17 protein-coding genes are annotated in these 20,185 nt (G+C 34.3%); 5 read left to right on the plus strand and 12 right to left on the minus strand.

Features of this window, described 5'->3' with window-relative positions; translation table 11 throughout:
• Positions 1-314: 314 nt before the first annotated feature.
• A complete protein-coding gene (locus tag HN014_RS16220) occupies positions 315-1,868 on the plus strand; it encodes an NAD(P)/FAD-dependent oxidoreductase (RefSeq protein ID WP_176029897.1) in 1,554 nt (517 codons plus the stop codon).
• 32 nt (positions 1,869-1,900) lie between these two features.
• Positions 1,901-2,623 (plus strand): copper homeostasis protein CutC, encoded by a 723-nt coding sequence (locus HN014_RS16225; protein WP_176029898.1) that lies wholly within the window; start codon positions 1,901-1,903, stop codon positions 2,621-2,623.
• A gap of 11 nt (positions 2,624-2,634) precedes the next feature.
• Here the strand turns inward: HN014_RS16225 and HN014_RS16230 are convergent, their stop codons facing one another.
• The 4 genes from HN014_RS16230 to HN014_RS16245 all read right to left on the minus strand — a co-directional run bounded on the left by HN014_RS16230 (position 2,635) and on the right by HN014_RS16245 (position 8,247).
• A complete protein-coding gene (locus tag HN014_RS16230) occupies positions 2,635-3,837 on the minus strand; it encodes a GAF domain-containing sensor histidine kinase (protein WP_176029899.1) in 1,203 nt (400 codons plus the stop codon).
• Between the two features lie 199 nt (positions 3,838-4,036).
• Positions 4,037-5,764, minus strand: a complete 1,728-nt coding sequence (locus tag HN014_RS16235) for a cytochrome-c peroxidase (RefSeq protein ID WP_176029900.1) — start codon at positions 5,762-5,764, stop codon at positions 4,037-4,039.
• Positions 5,765-5,832: 68 nt separating this feature from the next.
• Complete coding sequence (locus tag HN014_RS16240; protein ID WP_176029901.1) at positions 5,833-7,296, minus strand: alkaline phosphatase PhoX; 1,464 nt, start codon at positions 7,294-7,296, stop codon at positions 5,833-5,835.
• A gap of 186 nt (positions 7,297-7,482) precedes the next feature.
• Positions 7,483-8,247 (minus strand): TIGR02757 family protein, encoded by a 765-nt coding sequence (locus HN014_RS16245; RefSeq protein ID WP_176031142.1) that lies wholly within the window; start codon positions 8,245-8,247, stop codon positions 7,483-7,485.
• Positions 8,248-9,513: 1,266 nt separating this feature from the next.
• Between HN014_RS16245 and HN014_RS16250 the strand changes: the two genes are divergently transcribed.
• Positions 9,514-10,359, plus strand: coding sequence for a M57 family metalloprotease (locus HN014_RS16250; protein WP_176029902.1), 846 nt, complete (start codon positions 9,514-9,516; stop codon positions 10,357-10,359).
• A gap of 82 nt (positions 10,360-10,441) precedes the next feature.
• Here HN014_RS16250 and HN014_RS16255 read toward each other — a convergent pair whose 3' ends face one another.
• Both HN014_RS16255 and HN014_RS16260 read right to left on the minus strand, forming a co-directional pair.
• Positions 10,442-11,104, minus strand: coding sequence for an ABC transporter ATP-binding protein (locus tag HN014_RS16255; RefSeq protein WP_176029903.1), 663 nt, complete (start codon positions 11,102-11,104; stop codon positions 10,442-10,444).
• Between the two features lie 65 nt (positions 11,105-11,169).
• Complete coding sequence (locus HN014_RS16260) at positions 11,170-13,599, minus strand: DUF5916 domain-containing protein (RefSeq protein WP_176029904.1); 2,430 nt, start codon at positions 13,597-13,599, stop codon at positions 11,170-11,172.
• A gap of 342 nt (positions 13,600-13,941) precedes the next feature.
• Between HN014_RS16260 and folE the strand changes: the two genes are divergently transcribed.
• Both folE and HN014_RS16270 read left to right on the plus strand, forming a co-directional pair.
• Positions 13,942-14,538, plus strand: coding sequence for a GTP cyclohydrolase I FolE (gene folE / locus HN014_RS16265; protein WP_176029905.1), 597 nt, complete (start codon positions 13,942-13,944; stop codon positions 14,536-14,538).
• A gap of 57 nt (positions 14,539-14,595) precedes the next feature.
• Positions 14,596-14,895, plus strand: coding sequence for a hypothetical protein (locus HN014_RS16270; RefSeq protein WP_176029906.1), 300 nt, complete (start codon positions 14,596-14,598; stop codon positions 14,893-14,895).
• Here HN014_RS16270 and HN014_RS16275 read toward each other — a convergent pair.
• The 6 genes from HN014_RS16275 to HN014_RS16300 form a co-directional block, all read right to left on the minus strand.
• Positions 14,892-15,413: a DUF6787 family protein gene (locus HN014_RS16275; protein WP_176029907.1), complete on the minus strand. Its 522-nt coding sequence runs from the start codon at positions 15,411-15,413 to the stop codon at positions 14,892-14,894. The two genes, HN014_RS16270 and HN014_RS16275, sit on opposite strands and share 4 nt — an antisense overlap.
• 39 nt (positions 15,414-15,452) lie before the next feature.
• Entirely contained in the window at positions 15,453-15,878 is a 426-nt protein-coding gene (locus HN014_RS16280) for a DUF6146 family protein (protein ID WP_176029908.1), read from the minus strand.
• Between the two features lie 148 nt (positions 15,879-16,026).
• A complete protein-coding gene (locus HN014_RS16285) occupies positions 16,027-16,662 on the minus strand; it encodes a DUF937 domain-containing protein (protein WP_176029909.1) in 636 nt (211 codons plus the stop codon).
• A gap of 262 nt (positions 16,663-16,924) precedes the next feature.
• Entirely contained in the window at positions 16,925-17,875 is a 951-nt protein-coding gene (locus HN014_RS16290; protein WP_176029910.1) for a D-2-hydroxyacid dehydrogenase, read from the minus strand.
• 27 nt (positions 17,876-17,902) lie between these two features.
• Entirely contained in the window at positions 17,903-18,967 is a 1,065-nt protein-coding gene (gene serC, locus HN014_RS16295) for a 3-phosphoserine/phosphohydroxythreonine transaminase (RefSeq protein ID WP_176029911.1), read from the minus strand.
• 126 nt (positions 18,968-19,093) lie between these two features.
• Entirely contained in the window at positions 19,094-20,155 is a 1,062-nt protein-coding gene (locus HN014_RS16300) for an acyl-CoA reductase (RefSeq protein WP_176029912.1), read from the minus strand.
• Positions 20,156-20,185: the final 30 nt, after the last annotated feature.

Genomic DNA, 20,185 nt, shown 5'->3' on the forward strand with positions numbered 1-20,185 from the left:
TTAATACATTCTTAAAAACTACATTAGATATTGGGGGCATCTTAGGAGATTGTATTGAATATATGGTTTTCCGTAACAAAAATAAAAGTATAAACCAGTAAATGGTTTATAGACAGTATAATTGTACTATTGTTAGCACAAATAAAAATCAATGTCTAACAAGTAAAAATAAAAACAATAGAACAGGTAGAAAGAGTTCTAACAAAATTTTAACGAATACAAAATTGTATAGGCGTGTAAAGACTTGAATATAGAATTTTGAAATATCTATTGTTGTATCTTCGCCAAATATAAGGATAAACACATACGAGCAGGTGCAATACGAATTTACAATCCAGGTACTTCCGGAGGTAGCGGCAAAAGAAGAATTATTAAAGAAAGAAATTTCAGTAAAGAACAATCTCTCTCTGAAAGAAATACGGCATATAGAAATACTAAAAAGATCTATTGATGCCAGGCAAAGAATTGTAAAGATTAATCTAAAAGTAAAGGTTTTTGTAAATGAAGATTTTGTAAAAACGCCCATTGAATTACCAGAATACCCGACTGTTGATACTGCCAGAGAAATTGTTATAATAGGTGCCGGACCAGCAGGATTATTTGCAGCATTACGTTGTGTAGAGTTGGGATATAAACCTATTGTATTAGAGAGAGGGAAAGATGTACGAGCCAGAAGAAGAGATCTAAAAGCTATCAACAATGATCATATTGTTAATGAAGACTCTAATTACTGTTTCGGAGAAGGAGGAGCAGGTACCTATAGTGATGGAAAGCTATATACCAGATCTAAAAAAAGGGGAGATGTACAACGAATCTTGAAATTACTGGTTGGATTTGGCGCTACGGAGCAAATTTTAGTAGAAGCGCATCCACATATAGGAACAAATAAGTTGCCGGCTATTATAGCCGAAATTAGGGAAAAGATAGTGGCTCATGGTGGAGAAGTTCGATTCGAAACCCGGGTTACAGATTTTGAACTGAAAAATGGGGAGATATCAGCGGTTATTACTCAGGGAGGAACGGTAATAGATACCAATAAGGTAATTCTAGCGACTGGGCATTCTGCCAGAGATATTTTTGAGCTGCTATATCGAAAAAAAATTGCTATTGAGGCGAAACCTTTTGCACTTGGTGTTCGAGTAGAACACACCCAGGAACTAATAGATCAGATTCAATATAAGTGTGATGTACGAAGTCGATATTTACCACCATCTCCTTATAGTGTAGTAAAACAAGTCAATGGAAGAGGGATGTACTCATTTTGTATGTGCCCAGGAGGGGTTATTGCTCCTTGTGCTACTAGTCCTGGAGAGGTAGTTACTAACGGCTGGTCTCCCTCAAAGCGTAATCATCCAACTTCTAACAGTGGGATTGTGGTAGAATTGAGATTAGAGGATTTTGCAGCGTATGAACGTTTTGGCCCACTGGCGGGAGTTTATTTTCAAAAAGAAATAGAGCAACGTTCCTGGGAGCTGGCAGGAAAAACCCAACGAGTTCCGGGACAGCGTTTAATGGATTTGGTAGCAGGAAAAGTTTCTACTCATTTGCCACAGACATCTTATAAACCAGGACTAAGCTCAGTAGATATGGGAGCTGTTTTTCCACCTTTTATTCATGATGTTTTGAAAAAAGGCTTTGTCGATTTTGATAAAAGCATGAAAGGGTATTTAACCAATGAGGCTGTTGTGCATGCTCCTGAGTCCAGAACATCTTCTCCTGTCCGGATTCCCAGAGATAGACAAACCTTAGAACACATAGTCGTAAAAGGATTGTATCCATGTGGAGAAGGAGCGGGATATGCCGGAGGGATTATTTCTGCTGCTATTGACGGCGAAAAGTGCATGGAAGCTTGCATTCGCTCGTTATAAAATTATAGTATTGTCTAAGAAAAAATATAGTAATGTTATTAGAAGTTTGTGCGAATTCTTTCGAATCAGCAGTATGTGCACAGGAAGCAGGAGCTCATAGAATAGAGTTATGTTCTGCACTGGGAATAGGAGGAATCACTCCGTCCTATGGCATGCTAAAGCAAGTAATGGAAACATTGAATATTCCGGTTCATGTATTGATTCGTCCCAGAGGAGGTCATTTTACTTATTCTGAAGAAGAGTTATCTGTAATGAAATCAGATATTAAGTTTTGTAAAGAAATTGGGTGTGCAGGTATTGTATCCGGGGTATTAGATCGTAATCAGTCGATTGATGTAGAAAAAACAGCAGAATTGATGACTGCGTCAGAAGGCATGTCTTTTACATTTCACAGGGCATTTGATTGGGTATTGTCTCCGGAAATAGAACTTCAAAAATTATTGTCTCTGAAGGTTGATAGAGTATTGACCTCTGGGCAAGAAAAAAGTGCCGTGGCAGGAATAGACTTACTGAATCGTTTAAAAAAGATTGCTTCGAATCAGTTGATTATCATGCCTGGAGGAGGGATTACAGCATCGAATGTATCCGTTTTTAAAGAGCAGGGTTTTGAAGAGGTACACTCCTCGGCAACGAAGATTATAGCTTCTGGTATTGGTAGAGGAATATCTATGAATACCACCGTTATGATTGATGATGGGAAAGAAATAATATCTGATAAGCAAAAGATTAAAGGGCTATTAGAAAGGATAAAGTAAATTCGTGCTTTTTATTTTTTGATCAGGAACTCAAAAGTTGTTTGAACCCCCATAGTAGAAGCGACATTGATAGAACCTCCTAAATTATTTACTAATTTTTTTACAGTAGATAAACCAATCCCATTTCCTTTATTTCCACTACGATCCACTGTATTGGCAGTTGCAAATAAATCAAAGATGGTTTTTAATTTCTCCTCAGGAATTCCCATACCATTATCAGTGATTTTAAAACGGTAATAGCTTGTATCCTCTGAAGTGTCAATGTTGATATGTATTTTTTCTTTGTCATTATATTTTAAGCTGTTACCAATAAGATTGATCAAAATCTGTTTTAAAGCCAATCGATTACAGTTTAATGTTTGAGTGTTTTTAGGAAATTGAATAGTACAGTTACTAGAAATGTTTAATAAATTCAGAATCTCACGGAGTAAATCTTCAAAAAGAAATTGTTCCGGTTCTTTTTGGATCAGAGAATCACTTTCATAGTGATCCAGTACATCATTTATATATGTACTCATGGAGAAAGAAGAATGTCTGATATAGTCAAAATACTTTAGTGTTTCTTTATCCAGATATTTAGTCAATTTGAGTTTTAAAACATCAGAGGTAGTTATAATATTGGCCAAAGGCATTTTGAGATCATGTGATATAACCTGAGCAAATTCTTTCAGGGTTTCATTTCGATGCTTTAATTTGCCTTGCATTTTTTCCAAATCCTTATTTTTTTTATTAAGCTCAAAAAGAATAATCACTTGATTAGCTAGCGCTTTTAAGGAACTGATTTGTGTATCAGATAAGGTTTTGGGGGCACTATCAATAACTGATAAAGTACCAAGGGCAAATCCATTATGATCAATTAACGGAATTCCTGCATAGAAGATGAAGGGTTGATCACCTTCAGTAAATGGGTTTTTATGGAACCTTGGGTCTTTTCTGGTATCCGATATAATCAAGGGTTTTTCTGGAGTCAGAATTGCATGAGCACAGAAAGAATATTTTCTCGGGATTTCGCATACAGAAATTCCATATTTAGATTTATACCATTCCCGATTACTATCTACTAAAGAAATCAAAGCTACTTCCACCTCACAGAGGTGAGCAGCCAATGTTGTAATTTCATTAAACTCTTTTTCAGATTCTGTGTCCAGAATATGAAGAGATTTTAATGCTTTGATTCTAAAGCTTTCATTAGTAGGTGTTTCAGGTATGATCATGGGCTTCTTAAGAGTAATTGCATTACTTATATACAATTCAAACTAAAATTAGTTAAAAATTAGTTAATTACCTAGTGCTTATTTATTCAATTACTGTAAAAACATGATAAAAGGATAAAATGACAATATATATTCCTTTTTTTTAGGGGATTTTCCGTAAAAAATAGGGCACATCTCTCTTTTAGATGTGCCTTGTTTTTTAGTGATCCTCCAATGCATTCATAAATGCAATGAGATCATTAATTTCCTGTTGATTGAGGTGTAAAGGATCAGAAGGGAGGGTTTGGTACTCCTGATGGATTCCAATACCACTTCCCCCGCCACGATTATAAAAATCAATTACTTCTTCCAGAGTTGTATATACTCCATTATGCATGTAGGGAGCCGTTTTACTGACATTTCTTACTGTAGAGGTTTTGAAAAAGTGTTTTCGTTCGGGAGTTTTATATACATAATATCTGCCCAGATCGTCACTGATCATAGCATTTATAGTATCATTTGTAGAGGGAACACCTAATAGTTCTATTTCGGATTCTTTATAATTAGGAGGGACGGTACCATTAAATAAAGGTGGGAAATGACAAGTAGCACATTTAGCTTTTCCGTTAAACAGGTTAAAACCATTAATCTCACTTGCGGTTAGTGTATTTTCCAAACCATTGATGTTATTATCGAATTTAGAATTAAAAGGAGTCAGGCTTCTTATATAGTTTGCAATGGCATTTCTGATCTGCTTTTCTGAGATATCTTGTCCTGAATATGCATCAGCAAATTGCTTTCTATAAGAACTATCAGTTTTAATTACAGTTTCTAATGCCAGAAGGTTTGTATGAAATTCATTTTTATTGTTTACTACCGAAACAATTTGTCCTTCTAAGCTTCCGGCTCTTTTGTCATAAAAAAAAGCTTTTTGTAGGGAAGCATATAGCAGGGTAGGACTATTTCTGGTTAATCCTTTTGGTGTTTTCAGACCATCTGTAAACCCCTTTTCTTTTAGATGACAAGTAGCACAACTGATTTTCTGATTGGCACTTAGATTAGTATCATTAAACAATTTTTTTCCTAAAGCTATTTTTTCTTTAGTGATTGCTCCTGAATTTCTGTCAGAGAAATAATTCGTATTGAATGTCGAATTAGAAAAAAGAGAAGTCGCTTCATTTTTAATAGCAAGTTCAAAAGGAAAAGTAACATGCCAATCTGTAACAGTGTTCTTCCAAAGTTCCATTTGCGGGTGTGTATGATTTTTGATAAAATGATACCTGTCAAAATCGTTAAAGTCACCCTGTAAGCTAAGAATAGTTTGATCAATTTCTCGATTCCATGCTTGGTATAATTGAATCTCCTGGAATTCAGTTTTATAAAATGATAAGTATTCCTTAAGACTAGTATAGACGGATTGAGCGTCGAAGAGCGAATTTTCTAACACAGGAGAGTCAAAACCGGTGATTCCTGTAAGTGCTACCCGGTGAATTCCTTTTCGAAACATCCATAAAAAATGATATGGTTTTATATGTTTGAAAGAAATATTCTTTTTTACCAGTTTTAGTCTGTTTTTAGCAAGAGTTGTATGCCGGGTAATAGCATCAGGAATCAGTGTGTCAGCGAATAATGTTTCTTCGATCACTTGATAACCACCCGGAGATTTAATTTTGATGTCTGTATAGTCTTCTTCTTCAATTTTTAAAATATTTGGCTGATTGAGAAAATTATAATTTTCTTCATCCAGTGATGCTAGAAGAGGTTCCATGTATTTAAAATACTTTCTGGATGTTAGAAAGTGTTTTTTCGCATTTGTACTATCAATAATAATACTATCCAGGTATTGAATAGCCAGGGTAATATCTCTTGTAAATTTGTTTTTGGATAAAACCTCAGGAGGGATGGCTTCTGTTTTCTCAGGAGATTGCTTACAGGCAGTAAGGAACATGAGAAAGAGGCTTATACATAGATAAGCCCCTTTAAATATTCTGTAATTCAAATTGTAAAATTATAATGTTAACGATCTAAACCTTTGATTATATATAGGGTACTACCTTCTTTTCTACTCTCAGCGATATTCGGATTGGCTGTAGGATCTGTAAATGGAGTTCCATCTGCTTTTTCCCATCCGTGATTCTGGGTAATAAGCAAGAATGTTTCTTTTACATCGATAATATCAGAAATATCAATCATTCCTGTTATTTCCCATGCTTTTTCAGTATTTCCATATCCAGCAGCAGCAGCAGCTACTTGATCACATTCGAATACAGGTTTTAATTGACCAGTGTTGATCCCGTATTGATATAATCTGGCATAATGATTTGCAGCAGGTTTGAAATCCTGAATTCCATTAGGATCTTCCTGTATATAAAGGTAATTTTCTGTAACAAGAATATTATCAGGACTGTGAAACTCTCCAGCTTTTCCATCTGTTTTATCCCCGTCGAGAATGCAGGTTATTTTCCCTGCTTTGGTAGGGTCATTTTCGTTAAGAACTACTTTGTATACGCGACCAGATCTACTTCCTTTTCCTACCAATCCAGGTTTATCTCTTCCAGTTACACAAAAATAAACTTCTCTGTTATTAGCTGCAGATCCTCTTCTCCAGTCGATATCTTCTAATCTAGAGAATCCCATAACTCCTTTTTCTTTGGCTTCTGCATCTAGAAGACTTACTTCTTTTTCTTTTAGTTCTACAAACTCGATATCGTAAGAGGTTCCTTCTTTCATATCCATTTCATAGGTGATTCCAGGAGCGATTACTTTTAGACCGTATAGTTTTCCATTTTCCAGTTCTCCTTTATCTCCTACGTACATACCTAATTGTCCGGAAGGGACTTCATTATCAGAGTGATCATCTCCTATGAATACAACTGTTTTTCCCGGATATGCATCTTGCCCGATTGCTACGGCATTTTCAGTGGACCACTGTCCCATAGCAGTTAACATTTTTGGGGAGCTGGCAGCAGTAGCAGCTTTAAATGGATTGGTAGCAAATACCCCTTTGGAAGAACCTCCCCATTCACCTCCTGATAAATATAGCGGACCAAAACCGTGTTCCTCCAAAGAGATCATAGATCCGGAACATTGAGCTGTCTCAGCAGTAGCAATTGCATTAAGGATATGTTCTCCTTTGATTGGTTTAAAGGTTTTATCCAGTGTGATTCTGGCAATGGCATAATCAGCTTCTATATTATTTATTAAAGTATATGTCTCATCTTCATTATATAATAAGCCCGCACCATCGGCCATAGATCCATAGGTGAAATTAGGAATATAGGTATCTTCTGATGATAAAAGAGTATATACTTCGACATCTTCAAATCCTGACATTTTTTTTAAAAACGAAGGAGATTTTGAGTGACTTTTTAATTCTATAGCTTCTCCTCTGGAAGAGTTATTTGCCTGATCATCATCTTTGTTACATGATGCGCATAGTGATAGAAAAGCTAGTGTAGTTACTTGTAAGTAATTTTTCATGATTATGCATTGTGTTTTATAATCACAAAATAACTTAAGAGTACTTACTTAGTTCTTATGTAGATATTTTATAAGTATTAAGGTATGGTGAAGTTACTGTTTCTTATGTAAAATTAGTGTTGTTTTTTAGAATGAATCTAATTTATTAAGAACTGTTTTTGGTTTATATTATTACTATATAGTAGGTTAAAACTTTTCGAATACTCCCAGACCAAATAGCGCAAAATCATATTTCACAGGATCATTTTTATCGAATTTCCGTAGTGTTTGATCTAATTCAGCAAGCGCTTTCCCATCATTTTGCTTTCTTTTTAGAAGTCCTAATTTTCTGGCAACATTGCCAGAATGTACATCTAGAGGGCAGGATAGCTGCGCAGGTGAGATTTTATTCCATATGCCGAGATCAACTCCTGCTTTGGCGTCTCTAACCATCCACCTGAGAAACATATTGATTCTTTTAGCAGCAGAATTTTTATGAGGATCACTAATGTGTTTTTGTGTTCTACTGGGGTGGGGGATGCTAAAAAACTCTTTTTTGAATTCATGGATTGCATGTTGTAATGTGTCTTTTTCTGCATGTATGGCAAAAAAAGGCTCCAATCCATCATATATGGTATAAAGATGCCTTAGCGCAGTAATAAAATAAGCAAGATCTATACTGTTAAAGGTACGGTGTACAAAACCATCCAACCCTTCTAATTGTGATTGTGTATGAGACATAACAAAATCATACGGGCTATCTCCCAGTAATTTCATTAGCTTATGAGCATTCGTCAATATACTTTTTCTATTCCCCCAGGAGATGGTGGCAGTCAGGAATCCTGCAATTTCGATATCTTGTTTGAGAGAAAACAAATGAGGAATTTGAATAGGGTCAGTTTCAATGAATTTAGGATGTTCATAGAAGGAAGCTTTTTCGTTTAAAAAGCTCTTTATTTCTGATTTTGTCAATTTTTTCACTAAGAAGTTTGTATAAAATAGATCACTAAGTCCTTTGTTATGAGAGGTTATGTGGGAAGAATATACAATTTCCCGTTAAGCCTCTATATGTTACTAAAGTTACTATAATGACAGATGTTACAGAGGCAAAGATACGATTCAGAAGGTGATAACTAAGTATTATTTATACGGGAAGTGAAAATTATAATAAAAATGGATTTAGTCATTGATTTAATACACTTCGTACAGTGAAAACGACATTTAGTATGTTGCAACTTTCATTAAATTTACTTTAAGTATAAATTGTTGCAACTTTTTAATTTAACACAAGCTCAAATGAAAACTCTTATCTCACCTGTGTCCCTTGCACGAACATCGGAGGTATTTTATTCTTATTCCAAAGGAAAAAGATATTTTGTATTAGGAAATTGGTAAACCCATTATTAAAAAAGTCTTATAAATATTAGGTTATAGTTATATGTTTATGGGAAGAGTTTTACTGCATATGGAATAGTTTTTCATATGTGACAAAGCATTGTCTTTTTGGTAGGTTTTTTAATATAGAGTGGATATTATCAAGATGTATAAGATTGTTTATTACCGATGACATAAACCCATATCTTATTTTAATAGTATCTTTTTCACATAAATTACAATATCAACGGGTGCGCAATTTATTTAATAGATTGGTATTGTATGCATCTATCTCTATAAAGCAATAGTTTACCTACTTTAGTAATCTAAAAGACAATATTATTGTTGAAAGAAAGAGGTTTCTTAACTGGAAACCTCTTTTATTTTTTTAACTATCTTCGGGATAAGTAGCACATCCCTGTATTCTTGAGATGTATTATAAATACTTTCTTTCCTATATCGTAGGATATGTAAATACGGTTACCTTTACCTCTAAATTAAAAAAATCGTATCCTACATATGAATATTTCCAAAACGTTTTGTTCAGAAGTACTTCACTTATACATTGATTAAAAACATCTATTATTTAGAAATAAGAGAACTACTTAGATAGGAAATCATTTATAAAGTATACGAGTAGTGTTTGCTAGTATGTGATTTTTGTTCTGAAAACAGTTATTTGGTTGGTTTTTAACGGTTAAAATGTTAAAATGTTACGTTTATTTACATTAAATTACGGTTTTATTGTAAAAAATGTACGGTTCGTACGCTAAAACATACAGTTGGTGTATTTGTATTTCATATAAACATATTGTTAACGTAATTTTAAGATATAATTAACAGTTAAACAAACCTCAAAATATTATGAAAAGAATTAAATACTTAGCTATCTGTACTTTATTAGTAGGAAGTGTTATTTCATGTCAGAAGAATGATGTAGCAGAAGAAATACAAGATGAAAAAGAAGAAGTGTCAAAAGAACAATTACTTAAGCTCGCAGCAATGGGGGTGAATACAGATGATGTTACTGTTGTTAAGAGGACTTTTTTAGATGGAGTAACTCAAAGTTTTCTTAAGAACGATACTGATTTATTGTTTTCATATGATTTGAGCTCTTATGATGATTTAGGACAAAATAAACAAGGAAATAAGCACTACAGAACAAGGAACCTTATTTCTAACTTTAATAGAACCATCGATATTTTAGGATATACTGGTAATGGAAATGCATTGACAGGAAAAATGCGTACGGCATTGCAATGGGCTGTAAATAACTATAATAGTCTAAATACTTCTTTACATTTTAGGCTGACATTTGGAACAAACTACCAGGCAGCTGATATGGTTGTTTACAATAATAATCTTCCGAATTTAGGAGGAGAAGCAGGATTTCCTGAAGGAGGAAGAGCTTTTAAATGGATTCAACTGAATCAGGGAAACGAAAGTTATCCTACAAATTTTATTGAACATGTAATCACTCATGAAATAGGACATTGTATCGGATTACGTCACACAGATTATTTTAATAGAGTATGTAATGGTGTAAATGAAGGAGATGGAGGAATAGGAGCTATCCATATTCCAGGAACTCCAAATTATATTGATATTACATCCATTATGATTTCATGCCCCCCACCAGGAACAGACCCTAATACTTATAGCGGAGAATTCACAGCCAACGATGTTAGGGCAATACAATACTTATATTAATTTTATAAGGGAAATTTTGAATTAATGGTAAGAAAAGAGTTGTCTCCCCAAAGGCAACTCTTTTTGTATGCGATTATTTTTTTTAAGTACTGATTTTACCATCTACCATCACCAATTTTCGATCTGCCATATTAGCAAGTTCTTGGTTGTGAGTAACTATGACGAAGGTTTGTCCGAATTCATCCCGAAGCTTAAAGAATAATTTGTGTAGGTTTTCTGCTGCTTCACTATCCAGATTTCCAGATGGTTCATCAGCAAAAACAACTCTGGGGTTATTTATTAATGCTCTGGCAACAGCAACTCTTTGTTGCTCCCCCCCGGATAATGCGCTAGGTTTATGATTACTTCTGTGGGATAGCTGCAAAAAATGCAATAATTCTTTTGCTCTTTTTTCTGCAACTGCTTTTGGAGTATTTTTTATAAATGCAGGGATACATATATTTTCCAAAGCGGTAAATTCTGGAAGCAACTGATGAAACTGAAAAATAAACCCTAAGGTTTCGTTTCTGAACTTAGACAGTTGTTTTTTTGAAAGCCGGGTAATATCCGAACCGCTTATTTCCAGAAAGGAACTTGTTGTACGATTAGGAGTGTCCAAAGTACCCAAAATCTGCAGTAATGTAGTTTTTCCTGCTCCGGAAGCACCTACAATTGAGACGATTTCACTTTCTTTGATATGAAGGTTAACACCTTTCAAAACATGTAAATCTCCGTAGTATTTATGAATATCGGTTGCTTTTATCATAGTATCATCAAGCTTGAAGCAGTGAAAATAATCAAAATATACTGCTTAATCATAATGATCGTGAATTAAAAGAATTCTTTTACATTATTTACGTCCAGAAAGTAAACAATGCGCAGGGATACATTATGAGTAATGTTCTGATCAAATAGGGTATCCAGGCTTTCTATATAATCAATATCAGAGAGCTCATCCTGATTAAAAATTTGATTTCGGTATAGAAGAGTAGCAAGACTTCCGGGAGCAAATCTCCAGTTAAAACTAAGGTCTAAATTCCAAATGTTGAAATTTCGATTAGGATCATTCTCAGAGATATCATAATTCTCAATCAAAGAACGGGTCCCATTATCATTTAATCGCGTAAAGATATTATCAGAATAATCAGCAGTGCTCCAAAAGTTTCTAAACCTTAAGTTGATTGATTTAAAGGGATCAAAATTATAGCTGGCACTAATGGAGTTTTCTAAAGAAGTAATATCCCTTTGACCAAAAAATACATCTGTATCATCATTATCTACATAGCCAAACTCATTATCAGATCTTAGATATTGAGAAAAGAGAATGAGCAGAAAACGATCAGAAAACCGAAACCTAGGAGAGAATTCCATTCTATAAAATCGTCTTGGGTCATCGAACCATTTTCTATAGCGGAGATCAGCATCAAAAGCGAATTTTTTTCTGTAATCAGTAGATATCCACATAGATCCTCCGTAACTCGGATTAATCAATACAAATTTACCGGAAACTCTGGGTTCGAAATAGTCTTTATTTTTAGTATTAAAAGAAGTAAACCCACCGAATGCAGTTCGGTTTTTAGTACTGAAGAAAGCATTTCCGCCAAATACATTCCTTGTTTGTGTACTGGGGTCATACAATCGATTATGTCGTACAAATACATTGACCCGATATTTGTTAAACCAGCCTACAGGTTTAAAACTTTCATAAGAAGCATTTACTCTAAAATTGTTAAAATTATTTCTGAAATTAACCCCCATATCGTTAATGTCATATGAAGTATTGGCTAGGTCATATCCAAAACCATATCTGAAATTTCCTTTAATTCGATCAAAATCAATTTCAGTTGCAAAACCAGCAATATTATCTCCGGGAGTATTAACCTGACTCATTATAGTTCTACCGGTTAACCGGTAAGAATTCCTTTTATTTGTTAAGTTCCATACCAGTCCAGTAACATTAGCATCTCTGAAGTCACTACCATTTCTGGTGACATTAGTATTGATCAGAGAGATAGAGGAATTGTTATTAAATTGTTGGTCAAATACCAGAATATTATAATTAGCTAGGGACTCAACTACTTTTTTTCTTGTTTCTAGCGAGACAGTATCTGTAATAGTGACTTCGGTTTTTTCGGTGACAGCATTAAAGAAGCCGATTCCTAAATTATCTTTGGTTCTTCCCGAAATTTTTAACGCATTGAGCAGATTTACCTTTGCAGGAACATCTTCTGCTACTTCATTTTCCGAAAGTTCATCATCAGAAACTCTTTTGGTAGGAGCATTTCCTATACGCCTGGAGAAGAAAATATCTCCTTTATTAAAAAGTTCTGTTCCTTCAGTAAAAAATTGCCTGTTTTCATCAAAGGTCTGTTCGAATGGACCTAAGTTTAACCGGACTTCATCAAAAGCAGCTTGTCCAAAATCAGGGATAAGGGTAGCATCCAGTGTGAAACTGTTACTGATACCGTACTTTAGATCCATTCCGGCAGTAAAATCAGTTTTTGCTTTTCCTTCTTTAAAGGTTTCTACAACCTGAGCAAAAGGGAAAAAGGTCAGACGAATAGGAGGAGTTATATTTTTAACGCCTTCTACTATTCCTGAATATTGTGTTTGCTGTCCTATTGAGTTATCAATTCTATTCCAGGTATGTGTTTCGTTCTGACGACTTAATTTTCTATAGAAATTGATCCCCCAATCCTGTATTTCTGTATCAGGGAACCGGAGGGCATTATACGGGATTTTGAACTCAGCATACCATCCCTTTTCATCAATAGATACTTTGGCATCAAATACTACATTATAACTAAAATCTTCTTGAAACTGATCAGCACGGGCATCCCCGATGGTACCAGCACTGGTTACAAAAAAACGCGTCTCGTTTAAACCGTCATTATAGGTGTTTAAAGAAATAACAAAAAAATCAGCTTGAACAAAAACATCATCCCTTTGACTAATTTGTCGTAAAATTTGTTCCGGTTTGTCATCATATAAATATGCAGCAAAATAAACAGCTTTATCATCATATCCCATTTTTACTTCACTTCGAATTGAAGAAGGAATATCACCGTCATTTCCAGGTTGCCACATATGAAAATCTCCAAAAGAAGGAAGTTCATCCCAAATCTTATCCGTAAGAATGCCATCTATAGTAGGGGGAGTATCAATTCTTGTCGCAGTTAATACCTTTTTATCTTGTGCGATTACAGCGGTACTAAAGAATAAAAGAAGAAGGCTTATTCTTAGAGGAAATTGCAAATTCATAAATCTTTTGGCGTTTCTTATTTTGTTTTCATTTGCAAAACTAGCTTTGTAATACATGCACCCTTACTAATAAAAAGTTAAAAACTGGATTATAGTGACTTGATTCCCTTTGTTTTTCTTAAATAAATATTGTTTTTAACAATAATTTATGAAAAATAAAGAAATGATAAGTAAGAAATAAACTCCGATCAATTTCTTGATCCTAAAATATGTTTACGGGTATTATTTGACTATTTTTAACAACTGATAAAAAAAGGAAACAATTAGGTTTGTAAAATCTCTGAACTTGGTATGAATTATGCTAGATGAAAAGAGGAAAGATAACCTGGTAAAAGAAAAAAAATGGCGTATAAAAATTTTGAAGAATACAATATAAAAGTTACTGAAAGTATTAAAAATGAATACAGGTCGATAATAGAAGATATAGGAGAGGATGTAGAAAGAGAAGGAATTGTAAAAACCCCAGAAAGAGCAGCTAAGGCGATGCAATTTCTTACCCAGGGATATCACCTTAACCCGGAAGAAATTCTAAGAGGTGCTATGTTTAAGGAAGATTATGATGATATGGTTATAGTGAAAGACATTGAACTGTATTCCTTATGTGAGCATCATATGTTGCCTTTTTTTGGGAAAGCACATGTTGCTTATATACCTAATGGATATATAGTAGGTTTGAGCAAAATTCCAAGAATTGTCGATGTGTTTTCCAGAAGATTGCAAGTACAGGAACGATTGACGCATGATATTTTGGAATGCATTAATAGTACTTTACAGCCTAAGGGAGTGGCAGTAGTTATTGAAGCATCTCATATGTGCATGATGATGAGAGGAGTTCAGAAACAAAATTCAGTTACTACAACTTCTGGTTTTAGAGGACAGTTCGAAAAAATAGAAACAAGAACGGAGTTTTTGAGGTTGATTACAGCCGATTTGACATAGTATTTTTTTGGAATACTATTTGTTATCTTTATGATATAAAACCTATTATGTTATTATATGAAAGATGATAAATACAAAAAACTAGCCCTGAGTATACTTTTTGATGCCATGGGAATGGTAACTTTTTTTATTCCCGGAGTAGGGGAGTTCGGGGATATTGTCTGGGCTCCGATCGCTGCTTGGTTGATGACCAGAATGTATAAAGGGAATACAGGAAAAGCAGCTGGGATATTTACTCTTATTGAAGAAGCACTTCCTGGATTAGATGTAATTCCTACGTTTTCTATTATGTGGCTGTATACCTATGTTGTCAAAAAGAAAAAGGAAGATACAATTGTAGATATTGATCCTTCTTAATCTCTTAACATCTTGGCAAATCCCATTCTTCGAAGCATTTTCTTTTCAAAGTCCCAGAAAAATGTGAATTGCCCGAATAGCCACCCGGTAATTAAAAGTAATATTTGGTAGGCGGGAAATATTAATAGTAACCGTACAGGCCAATAAATCCAACCGTTTGTATTGCCTTTATGAATTCCTAAAAAAGAAATGATAGGCTCTGATATTTTTGCAGAAACGGATCCCGTAATTGCAAACACAATGAAGATGGCTATCATTTCCCATTTATAGGTGATCTTCCATTTTTTTTCCAGTTTATGAAATAGATATATGGTTACTCTATATAGCACGTATGTAATTAATAAGATAAGAGGATATAAAATACTCTTGTAGGTAATAGTATGTAATAAGGAAGGAAAAAAACTCAAAAAAGCTTTGCTTAATAAATAAGAGCAAAAGAGTAGGGCAACCAGACCTAAAAAGGGAAAAATTAATTGCCAGTTTTTTTTGATTTCCCACCGATCTTTTAGTTTCTTCATAGCACGAAAATACAATTAAAAAGATCCAGAATCAAAACTTTAAGATCTTGTTAATATGAATCGTTGTCGATACCGCTGCTCTAAGAATAAGAAGTAATTAAACAGTAAGTAATTTACTTCATATCCATAATCAATATTGCTTTGATAATTGATTTGTTGCTCGTATATATTGGGGTTAAATCGCTGAGGTTGTAATACTCGTTGATTGTATTCAATTACATATTGTCTGTTTCGATTCGCAAGAAATTGTTTAGAGTAAAATCCTCTGGGTCTTTGGGTTACTAGCCAGGCATTGAATCCGGGCTCTATAATGATAATTTCATATGACAGACTATCATTGCTAATTCTAATCGTATCAGAAGCAATATCTGTGGTGATTGGAGCATTCATATCTTTTCCTTTATTTGTAGAAGAACAACTATAAATAAAAATGAAGAGTAATGATATTTGTAGGATAGTTTTCATATGCTTATACGGTGATCAAGGTACGAAAAAGATACTGATAATAGAATGTCTTTAACGTTTTAGAAGGAAAACAAAAAACGCTCCTTTGTAGAAAAGAGCGTTAATTTTATGCATCGTATAATGACGTCTGCCGGATAATATCAGAAGGTTATTTACCAAAAAGTCCTCCTAATAGTCCTCCCAGACCACCTTTTTTCTTTCCACTATTTAATAACATACCAGCTACATCATCTAACACACTTCCATCTCCATCTGCATCAAGGAATGTTTCGATAAGTGATTGCTCTTTAGAACCAGTTCCTCCACCAAGCATTCCGCCAAGTAAACCACTTAATCCACTAGCATCACTTACATTGTTTTGCGAAGCTTGCTTTCCTAGTACTCCCATTAAGATTGGAGCCGCTACTTTCAGGATTTGTCCGACAGAACCAGCGTCGATACCTGATTTCTGACTTAGACTGTTTTCTACAGCTGTTTGTTTACTTCCTAAAATATGTCCTAATATTCCTGCTCCATCGTTTGTTACACTTTCGTCAACACCTCCATCAAAAAGACCACCTAAATTATCTAAAATTCCACCGGTATGCTTACCTGTAAGAGCTCCTAATAAACCAGAGGCTCCCTCAGGAGTAGATGCGTTTCGTTGCATTGCTCCCATTAATACAGGCATAGCCATACTTAATAAATTACTTGTTTTGTCAGTAGACTGACCTGTTTGATTACTAACACCACTAATAATTTGCTTACCAATAGGGCTATTTAATAAATCTAAAATTCCAGACATATTTTGTTTATTTTGTTATAACATAAATTTACATTTTATTTCGAAGGAATAGAATTGTATTATATGATTTTTAAATCAATATCGATAAAATGTTGCTTTTTGTCGCTAAAGAGCTTTTTTAAGGCTTTTTTATTAATGTTTTTGACTTGTAGCTTCTTTTAATTTTTTATAGAGATTGTATATTTTTTATTCTAAAAAGAAAACATCGTTTTTTCTGATCAGAAAAAACGATGTTTTATAAAATAAATATGATATTAAAAAATTACTTTAAAATATCGATAATTTGTTCTGCAAGCTCTTTCCCGATTCGATCTTGTGCTTCTCCGGTAGCAGCACCGATATGAGGAGTAAGAGATATTTTCGAGTTCATTAATACTTTTATTGCAGGAGTTGGTTCATTTTCAAATACATCTAAGCCAGAAAAACCTAGTTTTCCTTTGTCAAGTGCATCGACAAGAGCAACCTCGTCAATAACTCCTCCCCGTGAAGCATTGATAATTCCTGCTTCATTTTTCATAAGTTCGATTTCTCCTTTACCGATTACATACTCTTTCTGAGCAGGTACGTGCAGGGTAATAAAATCTGAATTTTTAAGTACTTCTTCTTTGGAAATAGTTTTTATGTCAAAGGTTACCTTTTGTCCATCATAAAACTCTAAAGGAATGCTAACCTCTTCAATAAAAGGATCATAAGCGATCACTTTCATTCCAACTCCTAAAGCAATTTTAGCAGTTGCTTGTCCGATTCTTCCAATTCCTATAATTCCTAGGGTTTTTCCTCGTAATTCAGTTCCGGCAGCATATGCTTTCTTTAATACTTTGAATTTACTGTCGCCTTCCAGTGGCATATTTCTGTTAGAGTCGTGTAAAAAACGAACCCCACTATACAAATGTGCAAATACCAATTCTGCAACTGATCCCGAAGAAGCTGCAGGGGTATTGATAACACTCAATCCTTTTTCTCTGGCGTAGGCTACATCAATATTATCCATTCCTACTCCTCCACGACCAATAACTCTCAGAGAAGGGCAGTTATCAATAATATCTGTTCGCACTTTGGTAGCACTGCGTACCAATAATACTGTAATTTCATTTTGATTAATATAATCTACCAACTGATCTTGTGCTACATTGGTAGTAATTACTTCAAAACCGGCATTTTCCAGCGCTTGAACTCCGCTTTTAGAAACCCCGTCATTAGCTAATACTTTCATTATAGATTCTTAAAAAAATTAAAATGTTTATGCTTTTCTTTCTAAATCCCCCATTACGTCTACCAGTACGGCTACACTGTCTAAACTTAATGCGTTGTATATACTTGCTCGATAGCCTCCCACACTTCTGTGACCGTTTAGACCATTAATTCCTGCTTCATTCCACATAGAATCAAAGGCTTCTTTTAGGTCTCCGTCAACAAGTTTAAAAGTGGCATTCATATCAGAGCGATCTTCTATAGCAGCAAATCCTTGGAATAATGGGTTGACATCTATTTCAGAATATATCAGTTTAGCCTTTTTCTCATTGAGTTCTTCTACAGCAGCAATTCCTCCCATTTTCTTTACCCATCTCAATGTAAGCATAGAAGTGTATACGGCGAATACAGGAGGTGTATTAAACATACTGCCTTTACTTATATGAATCTGATAGTCCAGCATAGAAGGGATTTCTCTTTCTATCTGCCCGAGGATATCTTCTTTTATAATCACCAATGTTGCTCCCGCCGGTCCCATATTTTTTTGTGCTCCAGCATAAATTAAACTAAACTTGGAAAAATCTAATTGTCTGGAAAAAATATCACTACTCATATCACAGACCAAAGGAACATTGGTTGTAGGGAACTCTTTTATTTGAGTTCCAAAAATAGTGTTATTACTGGTTAGGTGTAGGTAATCCAAATCTGTTGGAATGTCATAACCTTTTGGGATGTAGTTAAAATTAGCATCTTTAGAAGAAGCAACTTCTACTACTTCACCAAATAACTTTGCTTCTTTGATCGCTTTACTACTCCAAGTTCCGGTATTGATATATCCCGCTTTTTTACTGAGTAGGTTCTGAGCGGTCATTAAGAACTGTGTACTGGCTCCCCCCTGAAGAAATAGCGCTTTATATCCTTTACCTTCTAGCCCTAAAAGCTCTAATGCTAAGCTTCTGGCTTCCTCCATAACATCAACAAAATCTTTGCTACGATGCGATATCTCTAAAATGGAAAGGCCGGAATTATTAAAATCTAATATGGCTTGAGAAGCTTCTTTAAATACATCTTGTGGTAAGATACAAGGTCCAGCGCTAAAATTGTGCTTTTTCATCAGTAGTTTTTATTGTTGTTAATTAATTGATTTCACATTTTCCCTTTACGGTTCTACGTTATTAAAAGAACCTCTACAAAGGTGCTAATTATTAGGTACAAAACAGCTGTGAAAATAATAAATTATTTACTGAATTTTTATCAAAAATTCAATAACATCCACCCCATCAGCATAATCATCAAGCTGGGGAGATTGAGTTTGCCCAAAAGCAATGTGTTTTTTGTCTAGATCGGCACTTACAATGCATTGGATTTTATCTTGATCTGCTGTTAGTTTTTTATCTAGCTCTTCTAAGGATTTATACTTCTCATAAAACAAGGTTGCGATAGGAGAGGAGTAACTACTATCTTCTTTGAGCATTAGGAAACCATTCTCTAATAAGGTATAATTGCTCATTAAGTACACCGCTTTATTATAATCATAGTTATTCGCATATTTTGCACCGTTTATTATATCATTATACTGGAAAGTAGCTTTGAAAAAAGTATCAAAGTCATATCCTTCGGGAACAAATAATTTTGAAACACTCCTACAACCTAGACCGAAATAGCGGAAAATATCTTCTCCTAAGGCATTTAATTGTTCAGGAGTTTCTTTTCCGGTAAGTATAGCAACAGAATTTCTGTTTTTTCTGATGATGTTGGGAACTTTATTAAAATAATGTTCGAAATATCGGGCAGTGTTATTACTACCAGTAGCAATAATAGCGTCAAAAGATTGTAGTTTTTCTTCTGTGAAACTGATTTTTTCTTTGAATCTGGGTTCCACTGCGATTAAGTAAGAAGCGAGAAAAGGTAATAGTTTGGTGTCATCAGAAGAGAGTTTGATAATAGCATCATTTCCTGAGATCAAAACAGATAAAAAATCATGAAAACCGACAAGTGGAATATTTCCAGCTAATATAAGTCCAATCTTTTTGGGTGGTTTTTCCTCGAGTTTGTATGCTGAAATCCAGTTGGTAAGTTGTTCTTTTTGAAGCGCTTTGCTCCATTGGGATAGTGAAAAAATGACATTATCAGGGGTAAACCAGCCATTATGATGGCTAGCCGCATGGATAAGTTCGGTCATTTTATCAAAAAAATTATGGTTTAATAAAACGCTTTCATCCCTTGTATAATCGGGATGGATGAATTGATTTAAAAATTTACTCAACTTAGAAAAAGCAGCAATTCGCTCAGATAAAATCATTTCTAATTTGTTTATAACTAGTTTAGGACT

Source organism: Aquimarina sp. TRL1 (assembly GCF_013365535.1).
Taxonomy (GTDB): Bacteria; Bacteroidota; Bacteroidia; order Flavobacteriales; family Flavobacteriaceae; genus Aquimarina; species Aquimarina hainanensis.